Source organism: Citrobacter sp. C6_1, from assembly GCF_014596835.2.
Lineage (GTDB): Bacteria > Pseudomonadota > Gammaproteobacteria > Enterobacterales > Enterobacteriaceae > Citrobacter > Citrobacter pasteurii.
In genome coordinates, this window is record NZ_CP115031.1 from 233,654 (window position 1) to 259,575 (window position 25,922).

At 54.9% G+C, this 25,922-nt stretch carries 24 protein-coding genes and 1 riboswitch; of the genes, 6 read left to right on the top strand and 18 right to left on the bottom strand.

Features of this window, described 5'->3' with window-relative positions:
- Positions 1-181: 181 nt before the first annotated feature.
- Entirely contained in the window at positions 182-685 is a 504-nt protein-coding gene (locus tag IB196_RS01135) for an Rrf2 family transcriptional regulator (protein ID WP_005122505.1), read from the top strand.
- 86 nt (positions 686-771) lie between these two features.
- Here IB196_RS01135 and dtpB read toward each other — a convergent pair whose 3' ends face one another.
- Positions 772-2,244 carry a dipeptide/tripeptide permease DtpB gene (gene dtpB, locus IB196_RS01140; RefSeq protein WP_149691843.1) on the bottom strand — a complete coding sequence of 491 codons (1,473 nt, stop codon included), beginning with the start codon at positions 2,242-2,244 and terminating at the stop codon, positions 772-774.
- Between the two features lie 281 nt (positions 2,245-2,525).
- On the bottom strand, positions 2,526-2,963 hold the full coding sequence (gene uspA / locus IB196_RS01145) for a universal stress protein UspA (RefSeq protein WP_003023368.1): 438 nt from the start codon (positions 2,961-2,963) through the stop codon (positions 2,526-2,528).
- A 393-nt stretch (positions 2,964-3,356) separates the two neighbouring features.
- Here uspA and uspB point away from each other — a divergent pair, with 393 nt between their 5' ends.
- Entirely contained in the window at positions 3,357-3,692 is a 336-nt protein-coding gene (gene uspB / locus IB196_RS01150; RefSeq protein ID WP_003023371.1) for a universal stress protein UspB, read from the top strand.
- A gap of 64 nt (positions 3,693-3,756) precedes the next feature.
- On the opposite strand, the gene pitA is transcribed toward uspB, so the two are convergent.
- The gene (pitA, locus tag IB196_RS01155) at positions 3,757-5,256 is read right to left on the bottom strand and encodes an inorganic phosphate transporter PitA (protein ID WP_005121542.1); all 1,500 of its coding nucleotides are present in this window, start codon (positions 5,254-5,256) and stop codon (positions 3,757-3,759) included.
- 229 nt (positions 5,257-5,485) lie between these two features.
- Between pitA and IB196_RS01160 the strand changes: the two genes are divergently transcribed.
- Positions 5,486-6,679, top strand: a complete 1,194-nt coding sequence (locus IB196_RS01160; protein WP_182289677.1) for an NAD(P)/FAD-dependent oxidoreductase — start codon at positions 5,486-5,488, stop codon at positions 6,677-6,679.
- Between the two features lie 38 nt (positions 6,680-6,717).
- Here IB196_RS01160 and IB196_RS01165 read toward each other — a convergent pair whose 3' ends face one another.
- On the bottom strand, positions 6,718-7,731 hold the full coding sequence (locus IB196_RS01165) for a magnesium transporter (RefSeq protein WP_040231669.1): 1,014 nt from the start codon (positions 7,729-7,731) through the stop codon (positions 6,718-6,720).
- A gap of 55 nt (positions 7,732-7,786) precedes the next feature.
- A riboswitch (M-box (ykoK) riboswitch) is annotated at positions 7,787-7,970 on the bottom strand.
- Positions 7,971-8,371: 401 nt separating this feature from the next.
- On the opposite strand from IB196_RS01165, the gene IB196_RS01170 reads away from it, so the two are divergent.
- Genes IB196_RS01170 through IB196_RS01180 form a run of 3 tightly spaced genes read left to right on the top strand, consistent with a single transcriptional unit; the run spans position 8,372 to position 13,307 of the window.
- On the top strand, positions 8,372-9,439 hold the full coding sequence (locus tag IB196_RS01170) for an HlyD family efflux transporter periplasmic adaptor subunit (RefSeq protein ID WP_005121547.1): 1,068 nt from the start codon (positions 8,372-8,374) through the stop codon (positions 9,437-9,439).
- Entirely contained in the window at positions 9,436-12,183 is a 2,748-nt protein-coding gene (rbbA, locus tag IB196_RS01175; protein WP_005121548.1) for a ribosome-associated ATPase/putative transporter RbbA, read from the top strand. The genes IB196_RS01170 and rbbA overlap by 4 nt, the downstream gene beginning before the upstream one ends.
- Positions 12,183-13,307 (top strand): ABC transporter permease, encoded by a 1,125-nt coding sequence (locus IB196_RS01180; RefSeq protein ID WP_005121549.1) that lies wholly within the window; start codon positions 12,183-12,185, stop codon positions 13,305-13,307. The genes rbbA and IB196_RS01180 overlap by 1 nt, the downstream gene beginning before the upstream one ends.
- Positions 13,308-13,404: 97 nt before the next feature.
- Here IB196_RS01180 and nikR read toward each other — a convergent pair whose 3' ends face one another.
- The 14 genes from nikR to IB196_RS01250 are packed head-to-tail and all read right to left on the bottom strand — an operon-like array spanning position 13,405 to position 25,918.
- Positions 13,405-13,806 carry a nickel-responsive transcriptional regulator NikR gene (nikR, locus tag IB196_RS01185; protein WP_005121550.1) on the bottom strand — a complete coding sequence of 134 codons (402 nt, stop codon included), beginning with the start codon at positions 13,804-13,806 and terminating at the stop codon, positions 13,405-13,407.
- 49 nt (positions 13,807-13,855) lie between these two features.
- Positions 13,856-14,434 carry a 4'-phosphopantetheinyl transferase AcpT gene (gene acpT / locus IB196_RS01190; protein ID WP_040231672.1) on the bottom strand — a complete coding sequence of 193 codons (579 nt, stop codon included), beginning with the start codon at positions 14,432-14,434 and terminating at the stop codon, positions 13,856-13,858.
- 1 nt (position 14,435) lies between these two features.
- Positions 14,436-15,665 carry a beta-ketoacyl-ACP synthase gene (locus IB196_RS01195; RefSeq protein ID WP_005121552.1) on the bottom strand — a complete coding sequence of 410 codons (1,230 nt, stop codon included), beginning with the start codon at positions 15,663-15,665 and terminating at the stop codon, positions 14,436-14,438.
- On the bottom strand, positions 15,662-16,393 hold the full coding sequence (locus IB196_RS01200; RefSeq protein ID WP_155021690.1) for a 3-ketoacyl-ACP reductase FabG2: 732 nt from the start codon (positions 16,391-16,393) through the stop codon (positions 15,662-15,664). Before IB196_RS01200 ends, IB196_RS01195 begins: the two co-directional genes overlap by 4 nt.
- Positions 16,390-16,866: a 3-hydroxy-fatty acyl-ACP dehydratase gene (locus tag IB196_RS01205; RefSeq protein WP_040231676.1), complete on the bottom strand. Its 477-nt coding sequence runs from the start codon at positions 16,864-16,866 to the stop codon at positions 16,390-16,392. Before IB196_RS01205 ends, IB196_RS01200 begins: the two co-directional genes overlap by 4 nt.
- On the bottom strand, positions 16,863-18,032 hold the full coding sequence (locus tag IB196_RS01210) for a beta-ketoacyl-[acyl-carrier-protein] synthase family protein (protein WP_005121557.1): 1,170 nt from the start codon (positions 18,030-18,032) through the stop codon (positions 16,863-16,865). The genes IB196_RS01205 and IB196_RS01210 overlap by 4 nt, the downstream gene beginning before the upstream one ends.
- Position 18,033: 1 nt before the next feature.
- A complete protein-coding gene (locus IB196_RS01215; RefSeq protein WP_005121558.1) occupies positions 18,034-18,591 on the bottom strand; it encodes a DUF3261 domain-containing protein in 558 nt (185 codons plus the stop codon).
- Positions 18,592-18,641: 50 nt separating this feature from the next.
- A complete protein-coding gene (locus tag IB196_RS01220; protein ID WP_188231989.1) occupies positions 18,642-20,960 on the bottom strand; it encodes an MMPL family transporter in 2,319 nt (772 codons plus the stop codon).
- Positions 20,929-21,534 carry an outer membrane lipoprotein carrier protein LolA gene (locus IB196_RS01225; protein ID WP_005121560.1) on the bottom strand — a complete coding sequence of 202 codons (606 nt, stop codon included), beginning with the start codon at positions 21,532-21,534 and terminating at the stop codon, positions 20,929-20,931. The genes IB196_RS01220 and IB196_RS01225 overlap by 32 nt, the downstream gene beginning before the upstream one ends.
- Entirely contained in the window at positions 21,531-21,953 is a 423-nt protein-coding gene (locus tag IB196_RS01230) for a thioesterase family protein (protein WP_005121561.1), read from the bottom strand. Before IB196_RS01230 ends, IB196_RS01225 begins: the two co-directional genes overlap by 4 nt.
- A gap of 3 nt (positions 21,954-21,956) precedes the next feature.
- The gene (locus IB196_RS01235; RefSeq protein WP_040231685.1) at positions 21,957-23,648 is read right to left on the bottom strand and encodes a glycosyltransferase; all 1,692 of its coding nucleotides are present in this window, start codon (positions 23,646-23,648) and stop codon (positions 21,957-21,959) included.
- On the bottom strand, positions 23,639-23,992 hold the full coding sequence (locus IB196_RS01240; RefSeq protein ID WP_188231990.1) for a beta-hydroxyacyl-ACP dehydratase: 354 nt from the start codon (positions 23,990-23,992) through the stop codon (positions 23,639-23,641). Before IB196_RS01240 ends, IB196_RS01235 begins: the two co-directional genes overlap by 10 nt.
- On the bottom strand, positions 23,979-25,340 hold the full coding sequence (locus IB196_RS01245; protein ID WP_188231991.1) for an AMP-binding protein: 1,362 nt from the start codon (positions 25,338-25,340) through the stop codon (positions 23,979-23,981). The genes IB196_RS01240 and IB196_RS01245 overlap by 14 nt, the downstream gene beginning before the upstream one ends.
- The gene (locus IB196_RS01250; protein ID WP_188231992.1) at positions 25,337-25,918 is read right to left on the bottom strand and encodes a hypothetical protein; all 582 of its coding nucleotides are present in this window, start codon (positions 25,916-25,918) and stop codon (positions 25,337-25,339) included. Before IB196_RS01250 ends, IB196_RS01245 begins: the two co-directional genes overlap by 4 nt.
- Positions 25,919-25,922 lie beyond the last annotated feature (4 nt).

Here is a 25,922-nt window from a genome sequence, read left to right on the forward strand (position 1 = left end):
TCGTAGTTATGGATTGCAATGCGATCCTGATCCTTTTTTCTGTATTGCGCCAGGGTATTTTGTTATCTATCTGATAATTATCTATTTATCTTTTTATTCTCATAAGGAGTTACTCTGTTCTCTGGAATGCCTTAGATGAAAAAGCTACAATAAACTCAGATTCATTTTGGCTGAGATAAAAATGGCATTTTACAGTTCCGGGGTTGAGTACGGCATCCATAGCCTGATGTGTATGGTCGATAGCAAAGGCGACGCGCGGGATATGAGCGTGCGGGAAATTGCCGAACTGCAAAGCGTACCGTATGACTATCTGGCGAAAATTTTCACCCGTCTGTCGAAAGCGGGTCTGGTGCGCAGCATTGAGGGGAAGGGGGGTGGTTTCCAGTTGGCTAAACCCGCTGAACACATCACGGTGCTGGACGTGGTGAATGCTATTGATGGCGATAAACGCATCTTTGAATGTCGTGAAATTCGCCAGCGGCTGGCGGTATTTGAGGAACATCCGCCCCAATGGGCCTGTGAAGGCATTTGTGGTGTACGCTCGGTAATGGATATGGCCCAGCAACGCATGGAAGAAGCGCTCGGCCAGCATACGATTCTCGATCTGGCGCGCAAAATGTACCGCAAAGCGCCGGACACCTTTGTGGTGGAAGTGCAGGAGTGGATAGACGCGCGTAAAGGGTAGTGAGTGAAAATGCCCGATAGCGCAAGGCGACCGGGCATGTTGAATGTAGGCCGGATTGGGCAATAGCCGCCATCCGGCACTGAAGGTTATTGCTCGGTGTTCGGCGTATTAATCATGCGGTTCAGCCATGGCACCATAATCGCCATCACCACCGTTACCGCCAGGGTGACCAGGCCTATCTTACTGAAGACGTTGGTGTAGATAGGCAGCGTTTGCAGCGGGTCGGTGATGTTCTCTGGTACGGCGGTGAACGTGGCGACATAACCCCCCATCAGGAAGGCGGCGGCCTGCGTCAGGAACCACATCCCGAGAATGAAGCCCATCAGGTGCTGCGGCACGAGAGCGGCGACCATCGCCAGTCCCAGGGCGCTAATCAGCAGTTCACCCAGGCTCTGGAACAGATAAACCAGCACGATAAACCACGGCGACGTCAGCCCTTGCGCATCAGCAAACCACATTCCGGCAGCGGCGGCCGTCAGGAAGCCCAGCGAGCACAGGAACATGCCAAGCGTAAACTTCATCGGCATGGTCAGATCTTTGCCTTTGTTTCCCAGACGGGTATAGATTGCGGCCAGCACCGGACTCGCCAGTACCACCCAGAACGGGTTCAGGGCCTGGAAGCTTACCGGGTTGATGGCGAAACCAAGAATTTCATGGTGCACGTTATTGATAGCAAAGAAGTTCAGCGAAGTTGGCATCTGCGCGTACAGCACGTAGAACACCACCGCTTCCAGCATCAGGATAAAGGCCACGAACATCTTATTGCGTCCGGTTTTATCCAGTTTGAATGCCTGGCGGAAGAAGATGATAGTCACGGCAATCGACAGGACGATCAGTACCAGGTTGGCAATCTGCACGTTGTGCATCAGCCAGGCACAGATAAATACCATCACAACCGTACCGGCCAGCACGTACAGCAGATTCCGGAAATTCAGCGGCTTATGGTCCGGCTCTGAACCGATATTCTTCACCATGCCACGACAGGCAAAGTAGACCAGCAGCGCGACAATAAGCCCGGCTCCACACAGGTTGTAGGTCACCGCGTAGCCAAACTTATCGGCAATCACCGGCGCCAGCGATAGCGACAGCAGCGAGCCGATGTTAATCGACATATAAAACAGGGTGAAAGCACCGTCCAGACGGGCGTCTTTCGGCGGATAGCATTTTGACAGCAGGCTTGCCGGGTTGGCTTTAAACAGCCCGTTACCGACGGCAATGGTACCCAAAGCAATAAAAATCAGGTCGGGCTTGAGCAGTGACATCCCGGTCATGAAGTAACCAAGTGCCAGCACGATAGCGCCGAGCACCAGCGTGCGTTTGGTACCTAAAAGATGGTCGCCGACATAGCCGCCGATGGAGATCAGGCCGTATACCAATGCCGCAAACGCGCCAAAGGTGACAAATGCCTGTTCCTGAGAAAATCCGAGTTGCTTAACAAAAAATACCGCCAGGATGCCCTGAACGCCGTAATAGCCAAATCGTTCCCATAATTCCACAAAGAAGATCATGAAGAACGGACGAGGTTGCTGCAGCAAGCCCGTAGGTGCAGTAGTATTCATATTCCTTCGCCTTTCAAAGCCATCCCGAAAAGTATGAACGCGTATGCTTAAACGCGCCGAAAAAGTCTTATTTTGTTATAGACTGCGGTGATTGGCCGCAGTCGTAGAGTATTATAGAGATAGATTTCGATCCAATTAGTTGATCACACTAATTATGATTTGTTTGTTGGATTGATGTACTAATTGTGTCTGAATGATAAAAACAAAAACGCCCGCACAGGCGGGCGTTTACAGGCTTAACGACTTGCAGCGCGCCGGGTTATCTCCCGACGGCCAGCGTTTTATGCTTCTTCGTCGTCACGCAGCGGAACAATCAACATGTCGACGTGGACGGTGTTGATCAGTTGGCGCGCGGAGGACATCAGCTTGCTCCAGAAATCCTGGTGGTGGCCACAAACAACCAGATCCATGTCGTATTTTTTGATGGCATCAACCAGAACCTGACCCAGGTCGCCGCTACCGCTCAGGGTTTCGGTGATTGGGTAGCCTGCATTGGTGGACAGCTCGGTTAACGCGTGGTGGGTTTCTTCAGAAATGCGTTTCTGCATATCGCCCAGGTTCACGTCGATTAGCCCGGTGTACAGGTCAGAATAGTTTACGTCAACGTGGATAAGGGAGACTTTCGCATTGTAAGGCCGCGCCATAGAGACCGCTTTTTCAACCAGAACTTTGCTTTCTGGAGAAAGATCAACCGCGATAAGAATGTGTTTATAAGCCATAGTGTTACTCCTTCCATAAGTTGTCGATGACTAGCCTGCTGGCGTTCATTTGCCGCCGCGTCATCCGCGTCCTGCGAACTTTATGCGCGGGGCTAGCCCAGTCGTAAAAACGTACCTTTTAAGGACTATCCTTACATTATAGCGACCGGGATAATCCGTCAATCCGCCTTGCTTGCCAAGTAGTTAAACAAATTTTTTAGTTAATTGCATTGATAGTGATTAACCTTCTGGCAAAAAAATTAACTAATCTCCTACACTATTTAGAGAGGCGCTCGGATGCGTGACACTAACACGAGCGGTTTCGGTTGTGCTCTTCACTGAATGGTTTGGCAGGGTATCGGGGAGCGGTAGTCCCGGAAAGGAGTTCCGTGGGCGGGTCGCCGGGGAGGAGATATGATAAGCACCATTGCGTTATTCTGGGCTTTATGTGTCGTTTGCATTGTTAATATGGCGCGTTATTTTTCTTCGCTACGCGCACTGTTAGTGGTACTTCGTGGTTGCGATCCATTACTTTACCAGTATGTTGATGGGGGCGGCTTTTTTACCTCGCATGGGCAACCTAACAAGCAGATGCGTCTGGTGTGGTATATCTACGCTCAGCGTTACCGTGATCATCATGACGATGAGTTTATTCGCCGCTGTGAGCGGGTTCGCGGTCAGTTCATCCTTACCAGCGCGTTATGTGGGCTGGTGTTAATCAGTATGGTCGCGCTGATTATCTGGCACTGATGTCAACGACAGATACAAAAAAAGCGGGTCAGTTTGCTGACCCGCTTTTTTACTGTGCATGCGCTTAGATTAGCTTCAGGGATAGCCAGTACAGCACCCCGGAAAGGATAATCGCTGCTGGCAGGGTGAAGACCCAGGCCATCAGAATGCTGGTTACCGTTTTACGCTGCAAACCGCCACCGTCAACAACCATCGTCCCTGCAACAGAAGAGGAGAGAACGTGCGTGGTGGAAACAGGCATACCGGTGTAACTGGCGAGACCGATAGAGACTGCGGCAGTCATCTGTGCCGACATCCCCTGAGCATAGGTCATGCCTTTCTTACCGATTTTCTCACCGATAGTGGTCGCCACGCGACGCCAGCCAATCATCGTACCGCAGCCCAGAGCCAGAGCAACAGCCATGATAATCCAGACGGGTGCATACTCAATGGTGCTCAGCATGTCGGTTTTCAGTTTCTTCAGCAGTCGCTGATCGTCGCTGCTTACGCCAGGCAGTTTCACGACTTTATCGGTCGTATCAGAAATGCACAGCATAATGCGACGCAGCTGGCTACGCTGATCAACGCTTAACTTGTCGTAGGTTTCCAGGTTCGCCAGCATACCTTTTGCACGCTCAAGCGCGTTGATGGTATTTGCCGGGTGACAATGGAACTCTGCTGGGGTCGTTGTCGCCGTTTCCGTCGGAGACGGAACCAACTGATCAACGCCGGTCGCCTGTTTGAGCAAATCAGGACGCTGCTGGAAGTAGGTTTCGACGTTATTGATAGCATCACGGGTACGCGTAATTTCGTAACCAGAAGCATTCATATTCACCACGAAGCCTGCAGGCGCTACGCCAATCAGTACCAGCATTACCAGACCAATACCTTTCTGCCCATCGTTAGCGCCATGAGAGAACGCCACACCGATAGCGGAGAGGATCAGTGCGATACGCGTCCAGAACGGCGGCTTTTTCTTACCGTCTTTCTTTTCACGCTCTGCAGGAGTCAGGTGAATACGCGCCCGCTTCTTGGTGCCGTTCCAGTAACGACGCAGCAAGAAGATCAGACCGCCAGCGAACACCAGACCGACAATAGGGGAAATGATCAGCGAACCGAAAATATTGAGCACTTTCGGGATGTTAAGTGCATCCACCACTGAAGTCCCGTTCATCAACGCATTGGTTAAACCAATACCGATGATCGCGCCAATCAGCGTGTGGGAGCTGGATGCAGGCAGACCAAAGTACCAGGTACCGAGGTTCCAGATAATTGCCGCCAGAAGCATAGAGAACACCATGGCGAGGCCATGTGAAGAACCCATGTTGAGCAGCAGATCCGTTGGTAGCATATGCACGATGGCATAAGCTACGCTGAGACCACCCAGCAAAACACCAAAGAAGTTGAACAACGCAGCCATGACCACCGCCAATTGCGAACGCATTGCACGGGTATAGATCACGGTTGCGACAGCATTGGCTGTATCGTGGAAGCCGTTAATTGCTTCGTAGAACAGCACAAAAGCCAGAGCAAGCAATAATAAAAGCCCGGTATGTAAATCCAGGCCAGCAAACAAATGTAGCATAGGACGTTACGCCATTTTGAGGACATGAACGCGGCGCATTATCAGTGACTTTGGCGGCGCGGGCAAAGTGAAATATAGAGTTTTTTTGATTTGTCTCCTGCTTTGTTTTACACCACTAAAGAATTATCCTATAGAATTCATATAAATACCTATTATTGATAGTTTGGTGCTGGTGCGACCACTGAGGAATCTTTACAATTCACGCCCGCTTTTTAGAGAGGATCGCAACGTGGAAAGGTTTGATACCGTTATTATAGGCGCTGGCGCAGCGGGTATGTTCTGCGCCGCGCAGGCAGGGCAAGCAGGCAGTCAAGTACTGCTGATTGATAATGGTAAAAAGCCTGGACGTAAGATCCTCATGTCCGGCGGAGGTCGTTGTAACTTTACCAATCTTTATGTGGAACCGGCTGCATATTTGAGTCAAAACCCGCATTTTTGCAAATCGGCGCTGGCTCGCTATACGCAGTGGGACTTTATTGATCTGGTGGGTAAACACGGCATTGCCTGGCACGAAAAAACGCTCGGTCAGCTGTTCTGCGATGATTCGGCCCAACAAATCGTCGATATGCTGGTTGCCGAGTGCGAAAAAGGTAACGTTACGATGCGGTTACGTAGCGAAGTCCTGAGCGTCGCACAGGATGATGATGGCTTCATTCTGGAACTGAACGGGATGACGGTCGGTGCGAAAAAATTGGTTATTGCCTCCGGTGGGCTTTCCATGCCGGGTCTGGGGGCAACGCCGTTTGGTTATAAAATTGCCGAACAGTTTGGACTGAAGGTGTTGCCGACGCGCGCAGGCCTGGTGCCCTTTACGTTGCATAAGCCATTGCTGGAGCAGCTTCAGGTGCTCTCAGGCGTGTCTGTTCCTTCCGTTATCACCGCTGAAGACGGCACCGTATTTCGTGAAAACCTGCTCTTTACGCACCGTGGGCTTTCAGGCCCGGCCGTTTTGCAAATTTCCAGTTTTTGGCAGCCCGGCGAATTTGTCAGCATTAATTTGTTGCCGGATGTTGACCTTGCGAGCTTTCTCGACGAACAACGAAGCGCACATCCAAATCAGAGCTTAAAGAACACGTTAGCGATGCAGTTACCGAAACGTCTGGTGGAATGCCTGCAGCAATTAGGGCAAATCCCGGATGCGACGCTGAAACAACTTAACGTGCGCGATCAGCAAACGCTGGTGGAGACGCTCACTGAATGGCGGGTGCAGCCGAACGGTACCGAAGGGTATCGCACAGCGGAAGTCACGCTGGGTGGCGTGGATACCAACGAACTGTCTTCGCGCACGATGGAAGCCCGCAAAGTGCCAGGGCTGTACTTTATTGGTGAAGTGATGGATGTCACCGGCTGGTTGGGTGGGTATAACTTCCAGTGGGCGTGGTCGAGCGCCTGGGCGTGTGCGCAAGATTTAGCGCCAGCCTGACTGTGACGCCCGACAACCTGAGCTGCCGGGCGTTATCATTAGTTCAGACCAAGAAAGTGCTGGGCGATTTTAAAGTAGATAATTAACCCGGTACCGTCGATAAGCGTGGCGATAAACGGGGCTGAAACCACGGCGGGATCAATGCCGATACGCTTAAGCACCATGGGGATCACTGATGACACCACGGCGCTCCACAATGTAATGCAAACCAGCGTCAGGCTGACGATCAGCGTGATTTCCATGCCGATGCCCATCATCCACGCGCGCAAGCACCCTGCCAGGCCCAGCGTCAGAGCGATCAGCAGCGAAGTTGAAACTTCTTTGCGGATCACCCGGCCCATATCGCGCAGCCGCACTTCTCCCAGCGCCATTGAACGTACCAGCGTCGAAGTGATCTGCGTACCGCTGTTGCCGCCAGTACCAATTAATAGCGGAATAAAAAAGGCCAGGGCAATTGCGGATTCCAGCGCCTCTTCAAAATGCTGAAGCACGCTGCTGGTATAGGCTTCTGCGACAAACAGCAGCAGGAGCCAGACCGAACGCTTTTTCCACAATGTCCACGGACTAATTTCCAGATAGGGTTTTTCCAGCGGTAGCGTGGCGCCCTGAAGCTGAACGTCTTCGGTAACATCATCTTCCTGTAGATGAGCGATCTCTTTTTCCATCAGACAACCGACCAGCTCACCTCTCTCAACGACAGCAACCAGATCGACTTCGCGTTCGGCTAACTCGGCAACGACCTGCGCCCGTTCATCATCAGGCTTTACATGAAATAAACAGCTGTCCGTAAGATGGTTGATGTTCAGCGACGTATCTTTTTCCTGCAATAAGCGCTTGATGGATAACACCCCGCGCAGCGCTTTTCCAGCCACAACAAAGACCTGGCCTGGGATGTCATCCGTTTTGAGTTGGGAGACAAAGTACTCGCGAGCGCCGTTAACGCTGAGATGGTCCGGCAGAGTAATAAAATCGGTGCGCATATATTGGGCGATAGCGTCGCCATTGAAATCCGGCATAGGATGATGAGCGGCGCAGAGTGGCATAGATGACATGGTGTAATTCCCTATAAAAATCTCTCATAGGGGCGAACAAGACAGGGTTAGCACAGGCAGATCCCTACGTCCTGGTTTTAGCACTGAACAACGTATCTGTCCGATGGTGAAATCGTCAGAAGTTACCTTGGCAACACCTTGATTCGATGGATGCCTGTATTTCCCTGAGTGGTCTCTCTCGATACCAGCAGGGCGGTAACTTGTATTTGTACAGGAGCCTCGCCATAACGAGATCGGTAAATGAGCCGCTATTATAGGGATGCCTAATCATTGATTATGTTTATAGTTGCGATTGTTTATCAATCGTTGATATACGAAATATTTCTTGTGCCAGGGCTGAACTGGAAACGACAACCGAATAGACATATCGAAACCAGGTGTTAGTATTCAATAGACAGCAGTTATGAGTATGCGTGTTTCATTTCCGGCCAGGAACGCTGATGATGACAACATTACTACCCGATTTCACAGCATTTTCGTCACTCACTTCCTTCGCGGTATGCGTTGCCTTAACGCTTGTCCGCTCTTTGGCCATTATTTCTCATTCCTTCTCATCCCGGATGGAATCTCTCACTGAATAGCAGTTCAGTGGGTTTTGTGACACGCATCGTTTGATAACAGGGATTACGGCGGGTCGAATATGGATAAGATTAAGCGTCATCTGGTGTGGTGGGGCGCGGGTATTGTGGTGGTGGTTGCTGCAATAGCATGGTGGATGTTGCGTCCTGCGGGGATACCGGAAGGGTTTGCCGCCAGCAACGGCAGAATTGAAGCCACTGAAGTGGATATTGCCACCAAAATTGCCGGACGTATTGATACGATCCTCGTGTCGGAAGGGCAGTTCGTTCGTCAGGGCGAGGTGCTGGCGAAAATGGATACCCGCGTGCTGCACGAGCAGCGGCTGGAAGCGGTCGCGCAAATCAAAGAAGCGGAAAGTGCGGTTGCGGCGGCACGGGCGTTGCTGGAACAACGGCAAAGCGAAATGCGCGCCGCACAGTCGGTGGTAAAACAGCGTGAAGCAGAGTTGCAGTCGGTCTCTAAACGCCACGTACGCTCCCGTTCACTGTCCCTGCGTGGTGCGGTATCTGAGCAACAACTGGATGACGACAGGGCCGCCGCTGAAAGTGCGCGTGCTGCGCTGGAATCGGCAAAGGCGCAGGTCTCTGCCGCGAAAGCGGCGATTGAAGCCGCCCGTACCAGCATCATTCAGGCGCAAACCCGGGTCGAAGCCGCACAGGCTACCGAACGACGCATTGCGGCAGATATCGATGACAGCGAGCTTAAAGCCCCGCGCGATGGTCGCGTGCAGTACCGCGTGGCTGAACCGGGCGAAGTGCTGTCAGCAGGCGGGCGCGTGCTGAATATGGTCGATCTCAGCGATGTCTACATGACATTCTTCTTGCCGACCGAACAGGCTGGCCTGCTGAAGATTGGCGGTGAAGCGCGACTGGTGCTGGATGCCGCGCCGGATCTGCGTATTCCTGCGACCATCAGCTTTGTCGCCAGCGTGGCGCAGTTCACGCCGAAAACGGTTGAAACCAGTGATGAGCGGCTAAAACTGATGTTCCGCGTGAAAGCGCGTATCCCGCCGGAGCTGTTACAGCAGCACCTGGAGTACGTGAAAACCGGTCTGCCGGGCATGGCCTGGGTGCGTGTTGATGAAAATCGCCCCTGGCCTGACGACCTGGTGGTGAGGTTGCCGCAATGACGCATCTGGCGCTGGTTCCCGTTCCTCCCGTGGCGCACCTTGACGGCGTGAGTCAGCATTACGGGACAACGGTCGCGCTGAACAATATCACGCTGGATATCCCCGCCCGCTGCATGGTGGGGCTGATTGGTCCGGATGGCGTCGGAAAATCGAGCCTGCTGTCGCTCATCTCCGGCGCGCGAGTCATTGAACACGGCAACGTGATGGTGCTGGGTGGCGATATGCGCGACCCGAAACATCGCCGGGATGTCTGTCCACGCATTGCCTGGATGCCGCAGGGGTTAGGGAAAAACCTGTACCATACGCTGTCGGTGTATGAGAACGTCGATTTCTTTGCCCGGTTGTTTGGCCATGACAAAGCGGAGCGTGAAGCGCGGATTACCGAGCTGCTGAACAGCACCGGACTGGCGCCGTTTCGCGATCGTCCTGCCGGGAAACTCTCGGGTGGGATGAAGCAAAAGCTGGGGCTGTGCTGCGCGTTAATCCACGACCCGGAACTGTTAATTCTCGATGAACCCACCACCGGGGTAGACCCGCTGTCACGTGCCCAGTTCTGGGATCTGATTAACAGCATTCGCCAGCGTCAGACCAATATGAGCGTGCTGGTCGCCACCGCCTACATGGAAGAAGCCGAGCGCTTTGACTGGCTGGTAGCGATGAACGCCGGGGAGGTGTTAGCCACTGGGAGCGCCCAGCAGCTACGCGAACAAACCAACAGCGCCACGCTGGAGCAGGCGTTTATCGCGCTGCTACCTGAAGCGCAGCGTCAGGCGCATAAGCCGGTGGTGATCCCGCCGTATCACGCTGAGCAGGAAGAAATTGCTATTGAAGCGAAAGATCTGACCATGCGCTTCGGCAAGTTTGTCGCCGTTGACCACGTTAACTTTCGTATTCCGCGCGGGGAAATCTTCGGTTTTCTCGGCTCCAACGGCTGCGGTAAATCCACCACCATGAAGATGCTCACCGGGCTGCTGCCCGCAAGCGAAGGTGAGGCGTGGCTGTTTGGGCAAGCGGTTGACCCGAAGAATATCGATACCCGCCGTCGGGTAGGCTATATGTCGCAGGCGTTTTCGCTCTATAGCGAGTTGACCGTGCGGCAAAACCTTGAGCTACACGCGCGACTGTTTCATATCCCCGAGGCAGAAATCTCAGGGCGGGTACAAGAGATGAGCGAGCGCTTTTCGCTGACCGATGTCGAAGACGCGTTGCCCGGCGCGCTGCCGTTGGGGATCCGTCAACGCCTGTCGCTGGCGGTGGCAGTGATCCATCGCCCGGAAATGTTGATTCTTGATGAGCCGACCTCCGGGGTCGATCCGGTGGCGAGGGACATGTTCTGGCAACTGATGGTCGATCTGTCGCGGCAGGACAAAGTGACCATTTTTATCTCTACCCACTTTATGAACGAAGCGGAGCGCTGCGACCGGATGTCGCTGATGCACGCCGGAAAAGTACTCGCCAGCGGCACACCGCAGGAGCTGGTGAAACAGCGTGGTGCCGCCAGTCTGGAAGAGGCGTTTATCTCCTGGTTACAGGAAGCGGCAGGCCCGGCGCCGGAAGCTCAGTTAGCGCCAGCCAATGTCCCGGCAGTGCATGAAAACAGTCAGCCGCCGCGGCAGGGCTTTAGCCTGCGGCGCTTGTTCAGCTACAGCCGCCGTGAAGCGCTGGAGCTGCGACGTGACCCGGTTCGTTCAACGCTGGCGCTGATGGGCACAGTGATCCTGATGCTGATCATGGGTTATGGCATCAGCATGGATGTGGAAAACCTGCGTTTTTCGGTGCTCGATCGTGACCAGACCGTCAGTAGCCAGGCGTGGACGCTGAATCTGGCGGGATCGCGCTATTTTATCGAACAGCCGCCGCTCACCAGTTATGACGAGCTGGACAAACGGATGCGTTCGGGCGAAGTGGCGGTAGCAATAGAGATCCCGCCAAACTTTGGCCGCGATATCGCGCGTGGCACGCCGGTGAAGATTGGCGTCTGGGTCGATGGCGCAATGCCGAGCCGGGCCGAAACGGTAAGGGGTTACGTACAGGCGATGCACCAGACCTGGCTACAGGACGTGATGGCGCATCAACCCAATGCCAGTGGGCAAAACGGGCTGATGACCATTGAAACTCGCTATCGTTACAACCCGGATGTGAAGAGCCTGCCGGCGATTGTTCCGGCAGTGATCCCGCTGCTGCTGATGATGATCCCTTCCATGCTCAGTGCCCTCAGCGTGGTGCGCGAAAAAGAGCTGGGATCGATTATCAACCTGTACGTTACACCCACCACCCGCAGTGAGTTTTTGCTCGGCAAACAGTTGCCTTATATCGTACTGGGCATGCTGAACTTCCTGCTGCTGTGCGCGCTGTCGGTGTTTGTGTTCGGCGTCCCGCATAAGGGCAGCTTTATGACTCTGACGCTGGCCGCGCTGCTGTACGTCACCATTGCCACCGGACTGGGGTTGTTAATCTCCACGTTTATGAAAAGCCAGATCGCCGCCATTTTTGGTACCGCGATTATCACGCTGATCCCGGCAACGCAGTTTTCCGGGATGATCGACCCGGTCGCCTCGCTCGAAGGGCCTGGACGCTGGATTGGCGAAATTTACCCGACCAGCCATTTTCTGACCATTGCGCGCGGGACGTTCTCTAAAGCGCTGGATCTGACGGATCTCTGGCAGCTGTTTATGCCGCTGGCGGTAGCCATTCCGGTGGTGATTGGTCTGAGCGTATTACTGCTGAAAAAACAGGAGGGGTGATGCGCCGACTACGTAATATTTATAACCTCGGCATCAAAGAGCTACGCAGCCTGCTGGGTGATAAAGCGATGCTGACGCTGATCGTCTTCGCCTTCACGATTTCGGTTTACTCTTCCGCCACCGTGCTCCCAGGTTCGCTGCACCTGGCACCGATAGCCATCGCCGATATGGATCAGTCGCAGTTGTCGAATCGCATTGTGAACAGCTTTTATCGCCCGTGGTTTTTACCGCCGGAGATGATCACCGCCGATGAGATGGATGCCGGGCTGGATGCCGGACGCTATACCTTTGCTGTGAATATTCCGCCTGATTTTCAGCGTGATGTGCTGGCCGGGCGGCAGCCGGATATTCAGGTTAACGTCGATGCCACGCGGATGAGCCAGGCCTTTACCGGCAACAGCTATATTCAGAATATCATCAGCGGCGAGGTGAACAGCTTTGTGGCGCGTTACCGTGACAACAGCGAGCCGCCGGTGGCGCTGGAAATGCGCATGCGTTTTAACCCCAATCTGGAACCCGCCCGCTTTGGCGCGGTGATGGCGATTATCAACAACATCACCATGCTGGCGATTGTGCTCACCGGCTCGGCGCTGATCCGCGAGCGTGAGCACGGGACGATAGAACATCTGCTGGTCATGCCGGTAACGCCATTTGAGATCATGATGGCAAAAATCTGGTCGATGGGGCTGGTGGTGCTGGTGGTTTCTGGCCTGTCGTTGATGTTGATGGTAAAAGGCGTGCTCGGCGTACCCATTGAAGGTTCGATACCGCTGTTTATGCTGGGCGTGGCGCTGAGCTTGTTCGCGACCACCTCGATCGGTATTTTTATGGGCACGCTGGCGCGCTCCATGCCGCAGTTGGGACTGCTGATGATTCTGGTGTTGCTGCCGTTACAGATGCTCTCCGGCGGCTCTACGCCGCGTGAAAGTATGCCGCAGGCGGTGCAGGACATCATGCTAACCATGCCGACCACCCACTTTGTCAGCCTGGCGCAGGCGATTCTTTATCGTGGGGCTGGGTTCAGTATCGTCTGGCCGCAGTTCCTGACGCTACTGGCGATTGGCGGTGCGTTTTTCCTGATAGCGCTGTTACGCTTTCGCAAGACGATTGGCACGATGGCGTGAATATTATTGCCGGATGGCGGCGGCGCCTTATCCGGCCTACAAACGAGAACGGGTGTAGGCCGGGCAAGCGAAGCGCCCCCGGCAACGAATAAGGTAATTACTCTTCTTTTGGCAGGCACTGCAAATGACCGTGGCGCACCCCGCGCTGGGAAATCACATCATCGGCAAAATGCTGAACATCGCCCATATCGCCTTTCAGAACGGCGATTTCCAGGCAGTCGTCATGGTTGATGTGAACGTGTAGCGTAGCGACCGACAAATCATGGTGATGGTGCTGCGTCGAAACAATGCGACTGGCCAAATCACGCTTCTCATGTTCATAAACATATGAGAGTACCGCGAAGCCCTGAGTGCCATGTTCCTGGGTCGTTTCCTGCGCCAGCGCACCACGCAAAATATCGCGAATCGCTTCAGAACGATTGTTGTAACCACGGCGCTGGCTCAGGCTATCCAGCGTTTCCAGTAAATCGTCATCGAGAGTAATGGTGACTCGTTGCATCTGCAGTTAACCTTTCATGTCGCGCGTCGGCGCACAGGGAATGCGGGAGTTACAGCCTCTGCACGGCGTCGGCTGTCAGGGTAAATGGCGTTGGCGTGCACACGGCCAGACTCAGGGTTTCGAGCTGGCACTGGCTAACGGAGAGCGAGGATGTCAGCGTAGTGCTATCGATGCTGACAATTTGCCAGGCGCTGCCGCCACGCTGCTTAACGATGGCTTCTTTGCGCGTCCAGATGCGCCAGAAAGCCGCCAGTTGGTGGTCCGGATGTTCTGCTTCGATTTCGGCATGCTCCCTAAGACTGAACACCGTATTCGCCAGCGTCTTCCAGTTTTCGCGCGGGCGCACGACTTCAATATCGCAGCCCACTTCCCCTTCGTCGCTAAGCAGCAGAGCAATGTCATCACCGCTGTGGCTAAGATTGAACCACAGCGGCGTGTCGGCCGAAAAGGCCGGTTTTCCTTGCTCGCCGTAGACGATATCAGGCAATGGCGAAAGGACATGGGAAAGCAGCACGCGGCCCGCCAGCCAGCGTGCGCGGCGTGCGCCCTGCGGTGCCTGCTCATAGAGCGCATCAGGCAGCACGCCGGTGCTTAAATCAGAAACTTTCCCTAGAACGATCCGGTACATATCACGGCCAACGTTTGATGATGATAGAAGTATTGATGCCGCCAAACGCAAAGTTATTGCTCTGCAAAAACTCGCAATCAATCTTGCGGGCTTCACCCATAATGTAATCCAGCGCGCCACAATTGGCATCTGGCTGACTCAAATTCAGCGTAGGCGCAAACCAGCCTTCACGCATCATTTGCAGACTCATCCAGGCCTCAAGTGCGCCACAAGCGCCAAGGGTATGCCCAAAATAGCTTTTAAGCGAGGATAGCGGCACATTATCACCATAAATTGCGGCAGTCGCCTGACTTTCTGCAATATCGCCACGATCGGTTGCGGTACCGTGCGCTGAAATATAGCCGATATCCCGGCTGCTAATACCGGCCATGCTCAGCGATTTTTCCATGCAAATCTGCATTGTCTCACGCTGTGGCTGGGTGATATGGGCAGCATCGCAGTTAGTGGCAAAGCCGACGATTTCACCGTAAATCGTTGCTCCGCGCGCTTTAGCGTGTTCCAACTCTTCCAGCACCAGCGTACCAGCACCTTCCCCGATGACCAGACCATCGCGTTTTTCATCGAATGGGGAGGGGGTGGTTTTCGGTTCGTCGTTGCGCTGGCTGGTGGCGAACAGCGTATCAAATACGGCGGCTTCGGAAGGGCACAGTTCTTCTGCACCGCCGGCAACCATCACCGTTTGATAACCGTGTCGGATGGCTTCCCATGCGTAACCAATTGCCTGGCTACCGGAGGTGCAGGCGCTGGATGTCGGGATGACTCGCCCACGCAGGCCGAAAAACAATCCGGTGTTAACAGCCGTGGTGTGCGGCATCATTTGCACGTAGGTCGTGCCGGTGATGTTATTGGTGTGCTTCTCGGTCAGCATGGTCGCGAACTCACTCACCGGCCCGGTGCTGCCTGTGGAGGAACCGTATGCTATTCCGGTTTCACCGTTGGTCAGTACCCGATCGCCAATCAGTCCGGCCTGTTCTAACGCCAGTTCCGATGCGCGAGTGGACATCAGCGACACGCGACCCATGGCGCGAATGCGCTTGCGGGTATAGTGTTCCGGCAGAGTGAAGTTGTCGATCGGCGCACCCAACAGCGTGTGCAGTCCGTCATAAACCTGCCACTCCGGCATTTTGCGTACCGCATTTTCATACGCCAATAGCCTGGCGGAGACATCCTGCCAGTTTTCCCCAAAGGCGGTGACGCCGCCCATGCCTGTAATCACGACACGACGTGTCATAACATCCCTCCATTGATGGAAATCACCTGGCGAGTGACATAGCCCGCCACATCCGACATTAAATAACTGGCAAGCCCGGCCACTTCTTCAGCCTGACCTATCCGTTTCATGGGGATCATCGACATCGCCTCTTTCAATGCGGCTTCTTCCATCTCGATCATCCCGGTATCAATCAGCCCTGGTGCAATGCAGTTTACGGTAATTTTGCGTTTTGCCAGTTCGATGGCCAGCGCTTTGGTGGCACCAATAATACCGGCTTTTGCTGCACTGTAATTAACCTGACCGCGGTTGCCCATCACGCCGGATACTGAAGACAGTGTGATGATACGCCCCCCCTGGCGTGCGCTAATCATCGGCATAATGCACGGATGAATGACGTTGTAAAAGCTGTCGAGGTTAGTGTGGATCACCGCATCCCAGTCGTTATCGCTGAGCGCAGGGAAGGCGGCATCACGCGTCACTCCGGCGTTGCTGACAATGCCGTACCATGCGCCGTTAATCTCAATATCGTGCTCCAGTACTTCACGGCATTGCTCGCGATTGGCAACGTCAAATGTCAACAGACGCCCTGCGCCGCCAGCGGCGAGGATAGCCTCCAGCGTGTCTTGTGCACCTTGCGTATCGCGATGATAGTGCACGCCGACCACAAAGCCATCTGCCGCCAGTTGTCTGGCGATGGCGCGACCGATACCTTTGCTGGCACCCGTAACTAAAACTGAACGACTCATGTGGACGCTCCTTGTTGAAATAGCGTGTTAATTTCTTCTGTTGTCGGCTGGAAGGTGTTGACGCGACCGGTTGCCAGCGTCGTGTTGTCTGCCTGAATGACGCATTCAAAGCTACCGAATCGTGCATCCTGCATCAGCAATTTGACATGAATGCTCAGCCTCTTCCCGGCAGGCAGAACACCCGCAGCACAGACTAACTCGCGTGCGCCCAGCACCATACCTAATGCAATACTCGCCTGACCTTGTTGCTGGCGGTGCCAACCAGACCAGACGCCAATGGTCTGCGCCATTAATTCCAGTGCGAACCAGCCGGGCAGATTGCCATCGGGGTCGAGGAAAGGAGCCAGTACGCTGTTTGCCGATACTGTTACGTGGCAGGTGGCGGTTTCGTCCGCCACACTGACGACCTCTTCAAGGAGTAGCATCGGCGCGTCATGCGGTAAATAGTCGCCCGGTGATAAATAGTGGCTCATGAGATTCTCCCGAGCAGGATGCTGGCATTATTACCTCCGAAGGCGAACGAGTTAGATAAGATTACCGGGCGAGTCAGCGGCTGCGGCTGTTCAATGATGCCGCAGGGTGGCAATGTTTCATCGCGCGGCGACTGGCTAAAATCCTGCGGTGGCAGGGGCAGGTTGCGTTGCAGAATCAGCATACTGATTGCTGCTTCGGTGATCCCCGCCGCGCCCAGCGTGTGCCCGGTCAGGTGTTTGGTTGAACTGCATGGGACCGTGTCGCCAAATAGCGTGCTTACGACGTTGGACTCAATCTGATCGTTTAGCGGAGTGGCCGTTCCGTGCAGATTGATATAGCCCACGTGTTCCGGTGTCATTCCTGCGTCGTTAAGCGCCTGGCCTATGGCGCGAATGGCACCTTCTCCCTGCGGATGGGGAGCCGAAATATGGTATGCATCGCTGGATTCGCCGACGCCCAGCAGCGCAATGGGCTGTGGCTCGCGGGTTAATACCATCAATGCGGCGCCTTCGCCGATGGTGATCCCATTGCGGTCGCGGCCAAACGGCTGACATCGCGTTGGGGAGAGCGATTCCAGACTGTGGAAACCGTTGATGGGCATCCGACTTAGCGTATCGGCACCGCCGACAATGGCAATATCCACCAGACCAGATTCGATTAAGCGACGCCCGCTCATGATAGCCCGTGCACTGGACGAGCAGGCGGTTGAGAGCGTAAAGGCCGGGCCATCCAGCGCCAGCCAGTGGCTAAGAAAACGCGACGGATCGCCCAGTTCCTGCTGCGGGTAGCGCCAGTCGGTGCTCTCTTTGTCGTTGAGCATCAGATCAACGTGAACGTCACCTTCATCCAGACCGGAGGTGCTGGTGCCGAGAACGACAGCAATACGATCGCGACCAAACCGGGCGATAGCGTCATCCACCTGTGGCTGGATTTGTGCCAGTGCTGCCAGCAGTAGCTGGTTATTGCGCGAACGATGTGCGCTAAATTGCTGAGGGATCGCGGGTAGATCACCGTCAACGCCTGCTAATACGGCGGGTGGGTGTCCTTGCAGCCAGTTCGCGCGCGGACGCATTCCCGGCGCGATGCCACGTGTGAGGTTGGCGGCGATTTCATCGGTGTTATTGCCTAACGCGTTAATCATGCCAACGGCAGAAATGTAGATCATCTCAGTCACCCAGGTATTGAATGGTGATGTGGTATTTAAATACGTGCTGTTCAATGCTGATCGGTTCGCGTTTTCCTTTGCGATTCAGATACGTGATTTCCGTGACCAGTTTGCCACTGCTATTGCGCAGTTCACGTGTATCGCCCGTATCGACGAGCGTCCAGCCTTGAGGTAATTGCGGTTGCCAGGCGCTAATTGGCCAATGACTGAGCATCACGTCAGCCAGCACCTGACTGGCGGGCGGCAGTTGCGGAACGATGATCGATTGTTCGGTGTGCAATCCTTTTTCATCGTAAGTCACGAGGAACAGGCGAATGCCAACTGATGACAGCCCGGCCAGTGTGATTTTCTTATCATCAGCATTAAGCATGACCAACAGCGACTGAGTTTTGCCGTTAAAACTTCCGGTCAGCAGCTGTTGTGAATTCACCGCGGGAGAAATCCCCGGAGCAGGTAGCGTCACACGGCTGCCCGGTGCGAGCCAGGCTTGCGGGCGGCCTTGCTGTTCCGGCTGTGTGTGGCTGCAACCGGCAAGAACCAGTGCGGCGAGCGCCATCATTAACGGCCTGATAAGGCGAATCCGCCACCCGGCAAAAAATGTCGATAACATCATCTTTTCTTCTTCTCTCTTTTCGTTGGCATCGCCAGGGGTGACAGCAAAAATGCAGTGAAAATACCGCTCACCAATACAATGCCAAAACTGCTGATTGCCTGAGTGGCGCTAAAGACCAGCATGCCGAGCGTCAGGAGCGTGGTCATCATCGCCAGTGTGATAGCCAGTAGCGACGTCAGTGGCGTACCGCGTGGATTACTGAAAAACAGCGTATAGTTAATGCCAATCCCCAGCACCAGCACCAGTGCCAGCAGCGAGAACAGGTTGAGCGCATGACCACTCAGAGCCAGTACCGCCAGACCACAACCTAAAGACAGCACCGAGGGGACCAGGCTAATAAAGCCCTTACGCCAGCCAAGTCGAATGACGGCGCCACAGGCAATTACCGCCAGCGCAACGCATAGCAAGCCCGTCAGAATATAGCGATAAAGGGCAAACAGATTGTCAAAGCTGCTCTTACGATCCACCCACGCAACGCCGGAATATTTCGTGCTGAGCGTGTTTAAAGCATCACTTTGTTTCACTCCTGCAACGGGAACCAGCACGCTGCTTTCACCATCCGCCAGCGACAGCCACAGTAAGCGCCAGCCTTCACTGGCCGGGCTGGAAAGCCAGACATCGACGGTGACCGGCATGGCGCTAAGATCGGGTTTCACCGTTGCCAGTCCGGCGCTGTTTAAGGCCTTTGTGACGGCGGGCGCGGCATCTTTTAACAGGGTGAGATCCTGCTGCTGCCGGGCGAGGGAATTTAGCGCAATGGTGCGATAACCGCTGAGTAAGCCGTCTTTTTTTGCCTGTTCCAGCGCGGGAGTAAAGGCTTCCAGCCGCTCCAGCGTTTGTTGAGCGGACTTGCCGTACACCACAAACCACTTCTGATCGACGCTTTGCCCGGTCAGTGCGGTAATCGCTTTTTCCTGCGCGAGAATGCCCTGCGGCAGCGCCTGTAACTGTGAGATATCATCGTCTACGCGTAGCGTCGCCATGCCTGCCAACGAGAACACCGCCAGCGCCACCGGTAGGCCAACGGATAATTTCTTATTCCGCCGCCAGGCGGCAAGCCAGCGTAGCATCAGTACCATTGCCGGAACCGGGCGCACCGGTAACCTGTGACACAACCATGGATGCCAGAAAATGACCGTCAGGCACGAGGCACTCAGACCCACCGCCGCGAATACCGCCATCTGGCGAATACCGGGGAAGGGGGCCAGCATCATAATCAGATAAGCCGCCACGGTAGTGAGTAGTGCCAGGAGCAGGGCATTGCGTACTTTGGCAAGGCTTTGCCATGGTGATGTTTCTGCACCGTGCACCATCCGTTCGGTTAAATAGTAGAGCGTATAGTCGGCGGAAATACCGATGATGCTCATGCTCATCACCAGCGTCATCAGATGGAGTTCGCCAAAAATCAGCAACGTGACGACGGTTCCCGCTAGCGCGCCAATACCAATTGAAATCAGGCACAGCAGCAGCGGACGCAGTGAACGAAACACGGCCACGATGAGCAGGATCACCCCGATTACGGTCGCTATGCCGAGGGTCGAGATATCCTGTTTCGCCTGCTGGCTGGCGTAATCGCTGTAGAACAGCGTACCGCGAGACAGCAATTGTGCCTGCGGATAGTGGGCTTTGAACTCACCTTCCAGCGTATTCAGCGTGGTGACCAATTGGTGCGTCTGTTGCATATCAAACGATGAGCCGGTCAGCTCGCCATGTAACAGATACCAGTAGTTGCCTTGCTCGTCCTGAGTGACCAGCCAACCGTCCATCAGGCGCAAACGCTGCCCATTTTTAGCCATGGCCAACTGCGAGCCGCGCATCAGCATGAGGGGATCGTTTTGCAACTCTTTGCCGCTGACGCCGGAGAACGCGGAGTAGAGCTGGGACAGGATCCACTGGGCCTGGGCTTCGCCGCCGTTTTGCAGACGAGTGCGGGTATCGTTATCTATCAGGCCGTTACGGTGTTTCCAGAAGAAAGCGCCCCATGCCTGCTGGCTGTCGGCGTCCATCGGGCCTTTCACCTGGGCCAGCGCGTGCGATTTTTGCAGTAGCGTCAGCCAGTCGTGAGCCGCCGACGGGTCTGGTTGCTTACCGGGGCTCACCAGCCAGACCAGCTGCCGGTCGAGGCGCTGCATAAAGCCCTCGTTCAGGCTCGGTGGAATGTCGCCCATTGCCTGTTTTGGCAGCATGGCCAGCACGCTGCTATTGAGCCTGGCCTGCGGGAGTAGCGTCAACAAGACGCCCAGCATAATCAGGCAGGCGATCCCCCATAACAGCGCGGGACGTTTACTGGGCGGCAAAGCGTTGGTGTTCATCATCGGTCAGTTGCGCTGGCGTCAGTTGGTGTTGGGAAAGCGCGATATCGGTGCGATCGCCCTGCTTATCATTGAGCTGAATGCTCTCCAGGTAGGTCTTGCCGGCTAAATCAATCGTCGCAAAAATCTTATCCAGCGGCGTGGTGATTGGCGTCAGGCGTAACGTCCAGCGCCCCTCCCCTACGTCGGTAAAGGCCACGCGGAAGTTTTGCTCCAGCACCTTACGATCCGCCTGGAATAATGCACGTAGCAGATGATTGAACTGGAACATTTGCGGGTTGTTTTCGGCGGTGATGGTCTGCGGTGGCTGACCGTTAATCACCTGAACCATCCGCTTATCATCAAGCAACAGTTGCATCGGGAACGGCGCGGTTTGGTCCCACAACAGACCCTGGTCACGGGCGATCAGCATTTTGCCCTGAGACCGCAGCGGCTGCGGCAGATCTTTTATCGTCCGGGTTTGATCGAAATGGGCGCGAACGACCGGCTGTTCGGTAAAACGCTGTTGCAGGTCATCAAGCGTCAGGGCGCTCACAAAAGGGCTGATGAGCAGCACCAACAATGGCCATAATTTCATGGCGTCACTCCCATTCGTTCAAACAAAATGTCCGGGCTGACAAAGCACAGCTCACGGCTTTTTTCATCCACGGCGACCTGGATGGTATAGCCCGTTGTGGCGCGTTTTCCTGTTTCAGCATCGAAAATGTCGTAGTCGATACGCAGGCGATTTTCGAACTCTTTAATACGGGCACGCACACGGATACGCTGCTCGAAAGTCAGGGTGTTGCGATACTTTACCCGCGTGTCGACCACGGGCCACAGATAGCCAGATTCTTTCATCTGCCGATAACCGTAATTGAATTGGTTCAGCAGTGCCTCGCGGGCAATCTCGAAATAGCGGAAGTAGTTGCCATGCCACGCTACACCCATCATATCGACGTCGTGAAACGGAATAGTCAGCTCGACTTCAGCCGTAAAGCGGGGATCGTTAAGCACCCTTTACTCCTTGTCTTTGGTGTCCGGCAGCTGCCAGAAATCGAAAAAGTTAAACCAGTCGAGTGGCGACTGAAGTGCATAGTGCTCAAGACGTTCGGCATAGCGATCGACGGTATTCTGTAATGCCTGTTGTCGGGTGGCTCGCGGCAAGAGCAGCGGGTCAGCAAATGGTTCGCAGTGGATGCGTAGTTTCTCCTGCTGGCGCAGGGCGAAAATCAGATCCACCGGACAGCGTAAAATAGACGCAAGAATGAACGGGCCCTGTGGGAATGGCGCAACTTGCCCCATAAAGCGGCTCCAGCAGACACGCCATTCGCCGCCACGTTGGGTAGTGACTGCGATGCGATCGCCAACGATGGCTATCCATTCGCCACGATCCAGTTTCTCTTTGAGCAGAATGGCGGTATCCGGGCCAATATCGTTCACCGGTAGCAGGTTTAACCCAGCCTGCGGGGCCATCTCTTCCATAATTTGTTTAAAGCGTTGGGCGTTATCGCTAAATACCAGCGCATTGATTGTTTTACTGCCCTGTAGCTGGGCCAGTGCCCGACAGGCTTCGACGTCGCCCAAATGTGAGGCCAGCAGCAGTTTTCCTCGCGGGTCGCTGACATTTAGCGTCTCTTCTGCGCCTGGTGCAAAAACAACATCGCGGCCGACATGCAGCTCACCGCGCCAGCTGGCAATCTTATCCAGCATTGCGCTGCCAAAACGCAGGAAATGCTGATAACTGGTCAGGTTTGACGGTACTGGCATCCGGCGTGCGATCAGCTGCGCCCGTACGCGGCGAATCCAGCTCTGAGAGGCTTTTCGGGCAGTTGATGCGGTGAGCCAGTAAACGCCGACTACCGGATACAGTAGCAGGGAGAAGGCTTTGTGACCGAGTAAACGCCAGACCAGCAGCATCAGACGCATTCCCCACAGCCCTTTGACTTCCTGCTGCTGCGCCCAGTGTGTTGATGAACGACGAAAAAGCAGGGCGGGGATGCGCGGCAACATGCCAAAAAACAGGCGAGTGTGCATTAATGAAATGCGCAGATTGTCTTTGAGCGCGTCGAAATGGGATAGCCCGTCCTGCGGATAGATGACTCGCGTGGGGATAAAATAGCTGGGGTTGCCTTGCCAGTAGAGGCGCACCATTACTTCGGTATCAAAATCCATTCGTTTGCCGAGCGTCACGCGCTGTGCCAGTTGCCGTGTTGGTGCCACCGGATACACCCGGAAGCCGCACATGCTGTCTTTTAGCTGCAACGAAAGCGTTTCTATCCACACCCAGATGTGGGTTACCCAGCGTCCGTACAGGCGCGAGCGAGGGACAGAATCATCGTAAATCGGTTGCCCGGAAATGAGCGCTGCCGGATGTTCTTTTGCCAATGCAAGCAGCCTGGGAATATCTTCAATGGCATGCTGACCGTCGGCATCGACCTGCACGGCATGACTGAAACCGGCATCTGCCGCCGCCTGAATACCACTAATCACCGCCGCGCCTTTGCCTGCGTTGACCGGCAGGCGAATTAACGTCAGATTGCTGTATTCTGCCGCCAGGCGTGCCAGTTGATCTTGTGTGGCCTTGTCGCTGCCATCGTCCACCACAATGCAGGGGAGATTGAATGGCTGAAGACGATCCAAAACGCCCGACATCATCGCGCCGTGGTTATAGCAGGGGATCAACACGCAGGGGGAAAACGTCAGCGGCATAACCGAATCTTCCCGCTGCTGGCGGTATGGCGCGCTTCACCGTCGTGGCGCTGATAACTAAAAGAGAGCATCTGACGTTCTTCCTGCCAGCCCAGACTCAGGGTGACGGTGGTTCCAGGCAATAGCGGTGACTGGAACTTCACATTCTGAATACTGTGAAAACGCCAGCCAGGAACCAGCAACGTGGTGGCGTAATGCATCGCCCAATCCAGCTGTGCAACGCCTGGCAGTAGTGGCTGCACGGCAAAATGCCCGCTGAACCAAAACAGCGAAGGGTCGAGATGTAAAACAATCTCAGCCTGTTGAGGCTGTGCCTGATGGCGCTCGATTTCATGGGGTTTCATGAAATAACTCCTGTAATTGCGCATAGACACGCTTGTTCATACTGTTGACCGGAATCTCATCAATCACCCGCCAGTAGCGGGGAACGGCGACCGGCTCCAGCCAGGGCAACAGCGAACGTCGCCAGGTCAGTTCTTGCGGTTTTCCTCCGCACGCGAGCCAGCGTTGATGGGCTTTGTCATCCAGTACCAGCAGGACGCCAACGCCCTGGCGCCCCCCGCGTGAGACCGGCAATGCCGCGACATCACGGATACCGTCCAGTGCCAGCAAGCGTTGCTCCACTTCGCTGAGTGAAATGCGTTTCTCTTCAATCTTGACGACTCGCCCGCGCCTGCCCATCAGGCGAAACTGACCGTTTTCGGTAAATTGCAGAATATCATCGAGCAACAGGCCATCATCAGCGGCAATTAGCGGTGAAAATACGCGAAACGCATCATTTTCTGGCTGAAATCTGACGCCGGGAAAAGGCCGCCATGCCACATCATCTTGATGGCGATAACGCCACGCAAGGATCCCGGTTTCAGTGCTGCCGTAGATCTCATCGGGCCAGACATTCAGCCAGTCAGCAGCCTGTGCGACGTCCTGCCAGGGCAGCATACCGCCCGCAGACAGAATCAGTTCGACCGGCGGCGGTGCCAGGTGGTGGTCGAGGCGTTTCAGAAACGCCGGACTGCTGATAAACGCATACCGATGCTCATGGCTCAGCGCCGCCAGTTGTTCGGCATACCATAGCATTGCCGCGTGCAGCGGCAGACCTAAGGCCATTGGCAAGAAGATACGAAACGTCAGACCATACAGATGTTGCGGAACCACTGACGCGACCACCCGGCAACCTGCGAGACGATCGGCAAAGCGCGTCGCGAGCAATGCCGCTTCGCTATCCAGACGAGCGATCGGTTTGATCACGCGTTTCGGCTGGCCGGTCGAACCGGAAGTGAACAACTCCACAAAGGCGTCGCTGCGTATTGCCGGAAACGTGATGTCGTGGGTCACGGATGTCATGGCAGAACTGACCACCCGTAGCGTTCCCTGCCACTCCAGCGTTTTATCGCTCAGTACGCCGTCAAACAGCCTGTGCTGCTCGTTTAACAACGAAACGCGACAATGCCCAGGGATCACCGGCGTTTTGCCAGCATGTAGTGTGGCCAGCAGCGCGACGATAAATAAATAGCTGTTCTCGAAGCACAATGCCCAGCGCTCGCCTTCCTGCTGCTGCAGGTATGTTATCAACTGGGCCACATCATGGCGCAGATGACCCAGCGTCCAGGTATGCTCTTCCTGCCACGCAACAGGGACGTCGTTCGGGCGTGGGTCACAGAGCCATTGCGCAAGTGTGAGGGGCTGCTTCATTGGGTATCTCGTTTTATCACCAGCTGGCGAACTAACCACTCGCCGGCCATCAATGTTCCCATCAGTAAATAGGAAACCATACCGTTCCAGGTCGTCCACAGGGTCATATCGCCATTCAGTGCGGTAAAGAGCGCAACGCTGCCGTTGATGATGAAAAAGGTGCACCAGATTTGTGTCACACGGCGTGTGTAGCGTACTCCTGCCTCGGGCAGATTTGGGTCGCGCAGCCGCGCCAGGCGTTCAACAATGGGCATCGCGGACCACAGAGAGCCACCAAATACCGACAGCATGACGCCGTTTACCACTACCGGGTAAAACAGCAGCAACTGATGCGTTTTGAGCAGATAACTGGCAATGCACAACGTGATACCCGCGACCGCCACGACCTGTGTCACGACGCGTAACGGCCCCGCCTGTCGCCGGGTCTGGCGAAAGCGTAAAAAAAGGAGTAGCGCCATCAACGGTAGCAACCAGTGCAGACTGTTATGCGCAAGGCCAAACCAGATCAAAAACGGCCAGGCCAACAACAGTAGGCCTGTTAGCAGTTGTACGACTGGCAGCGAGCGAGTGCCCGACACGGTG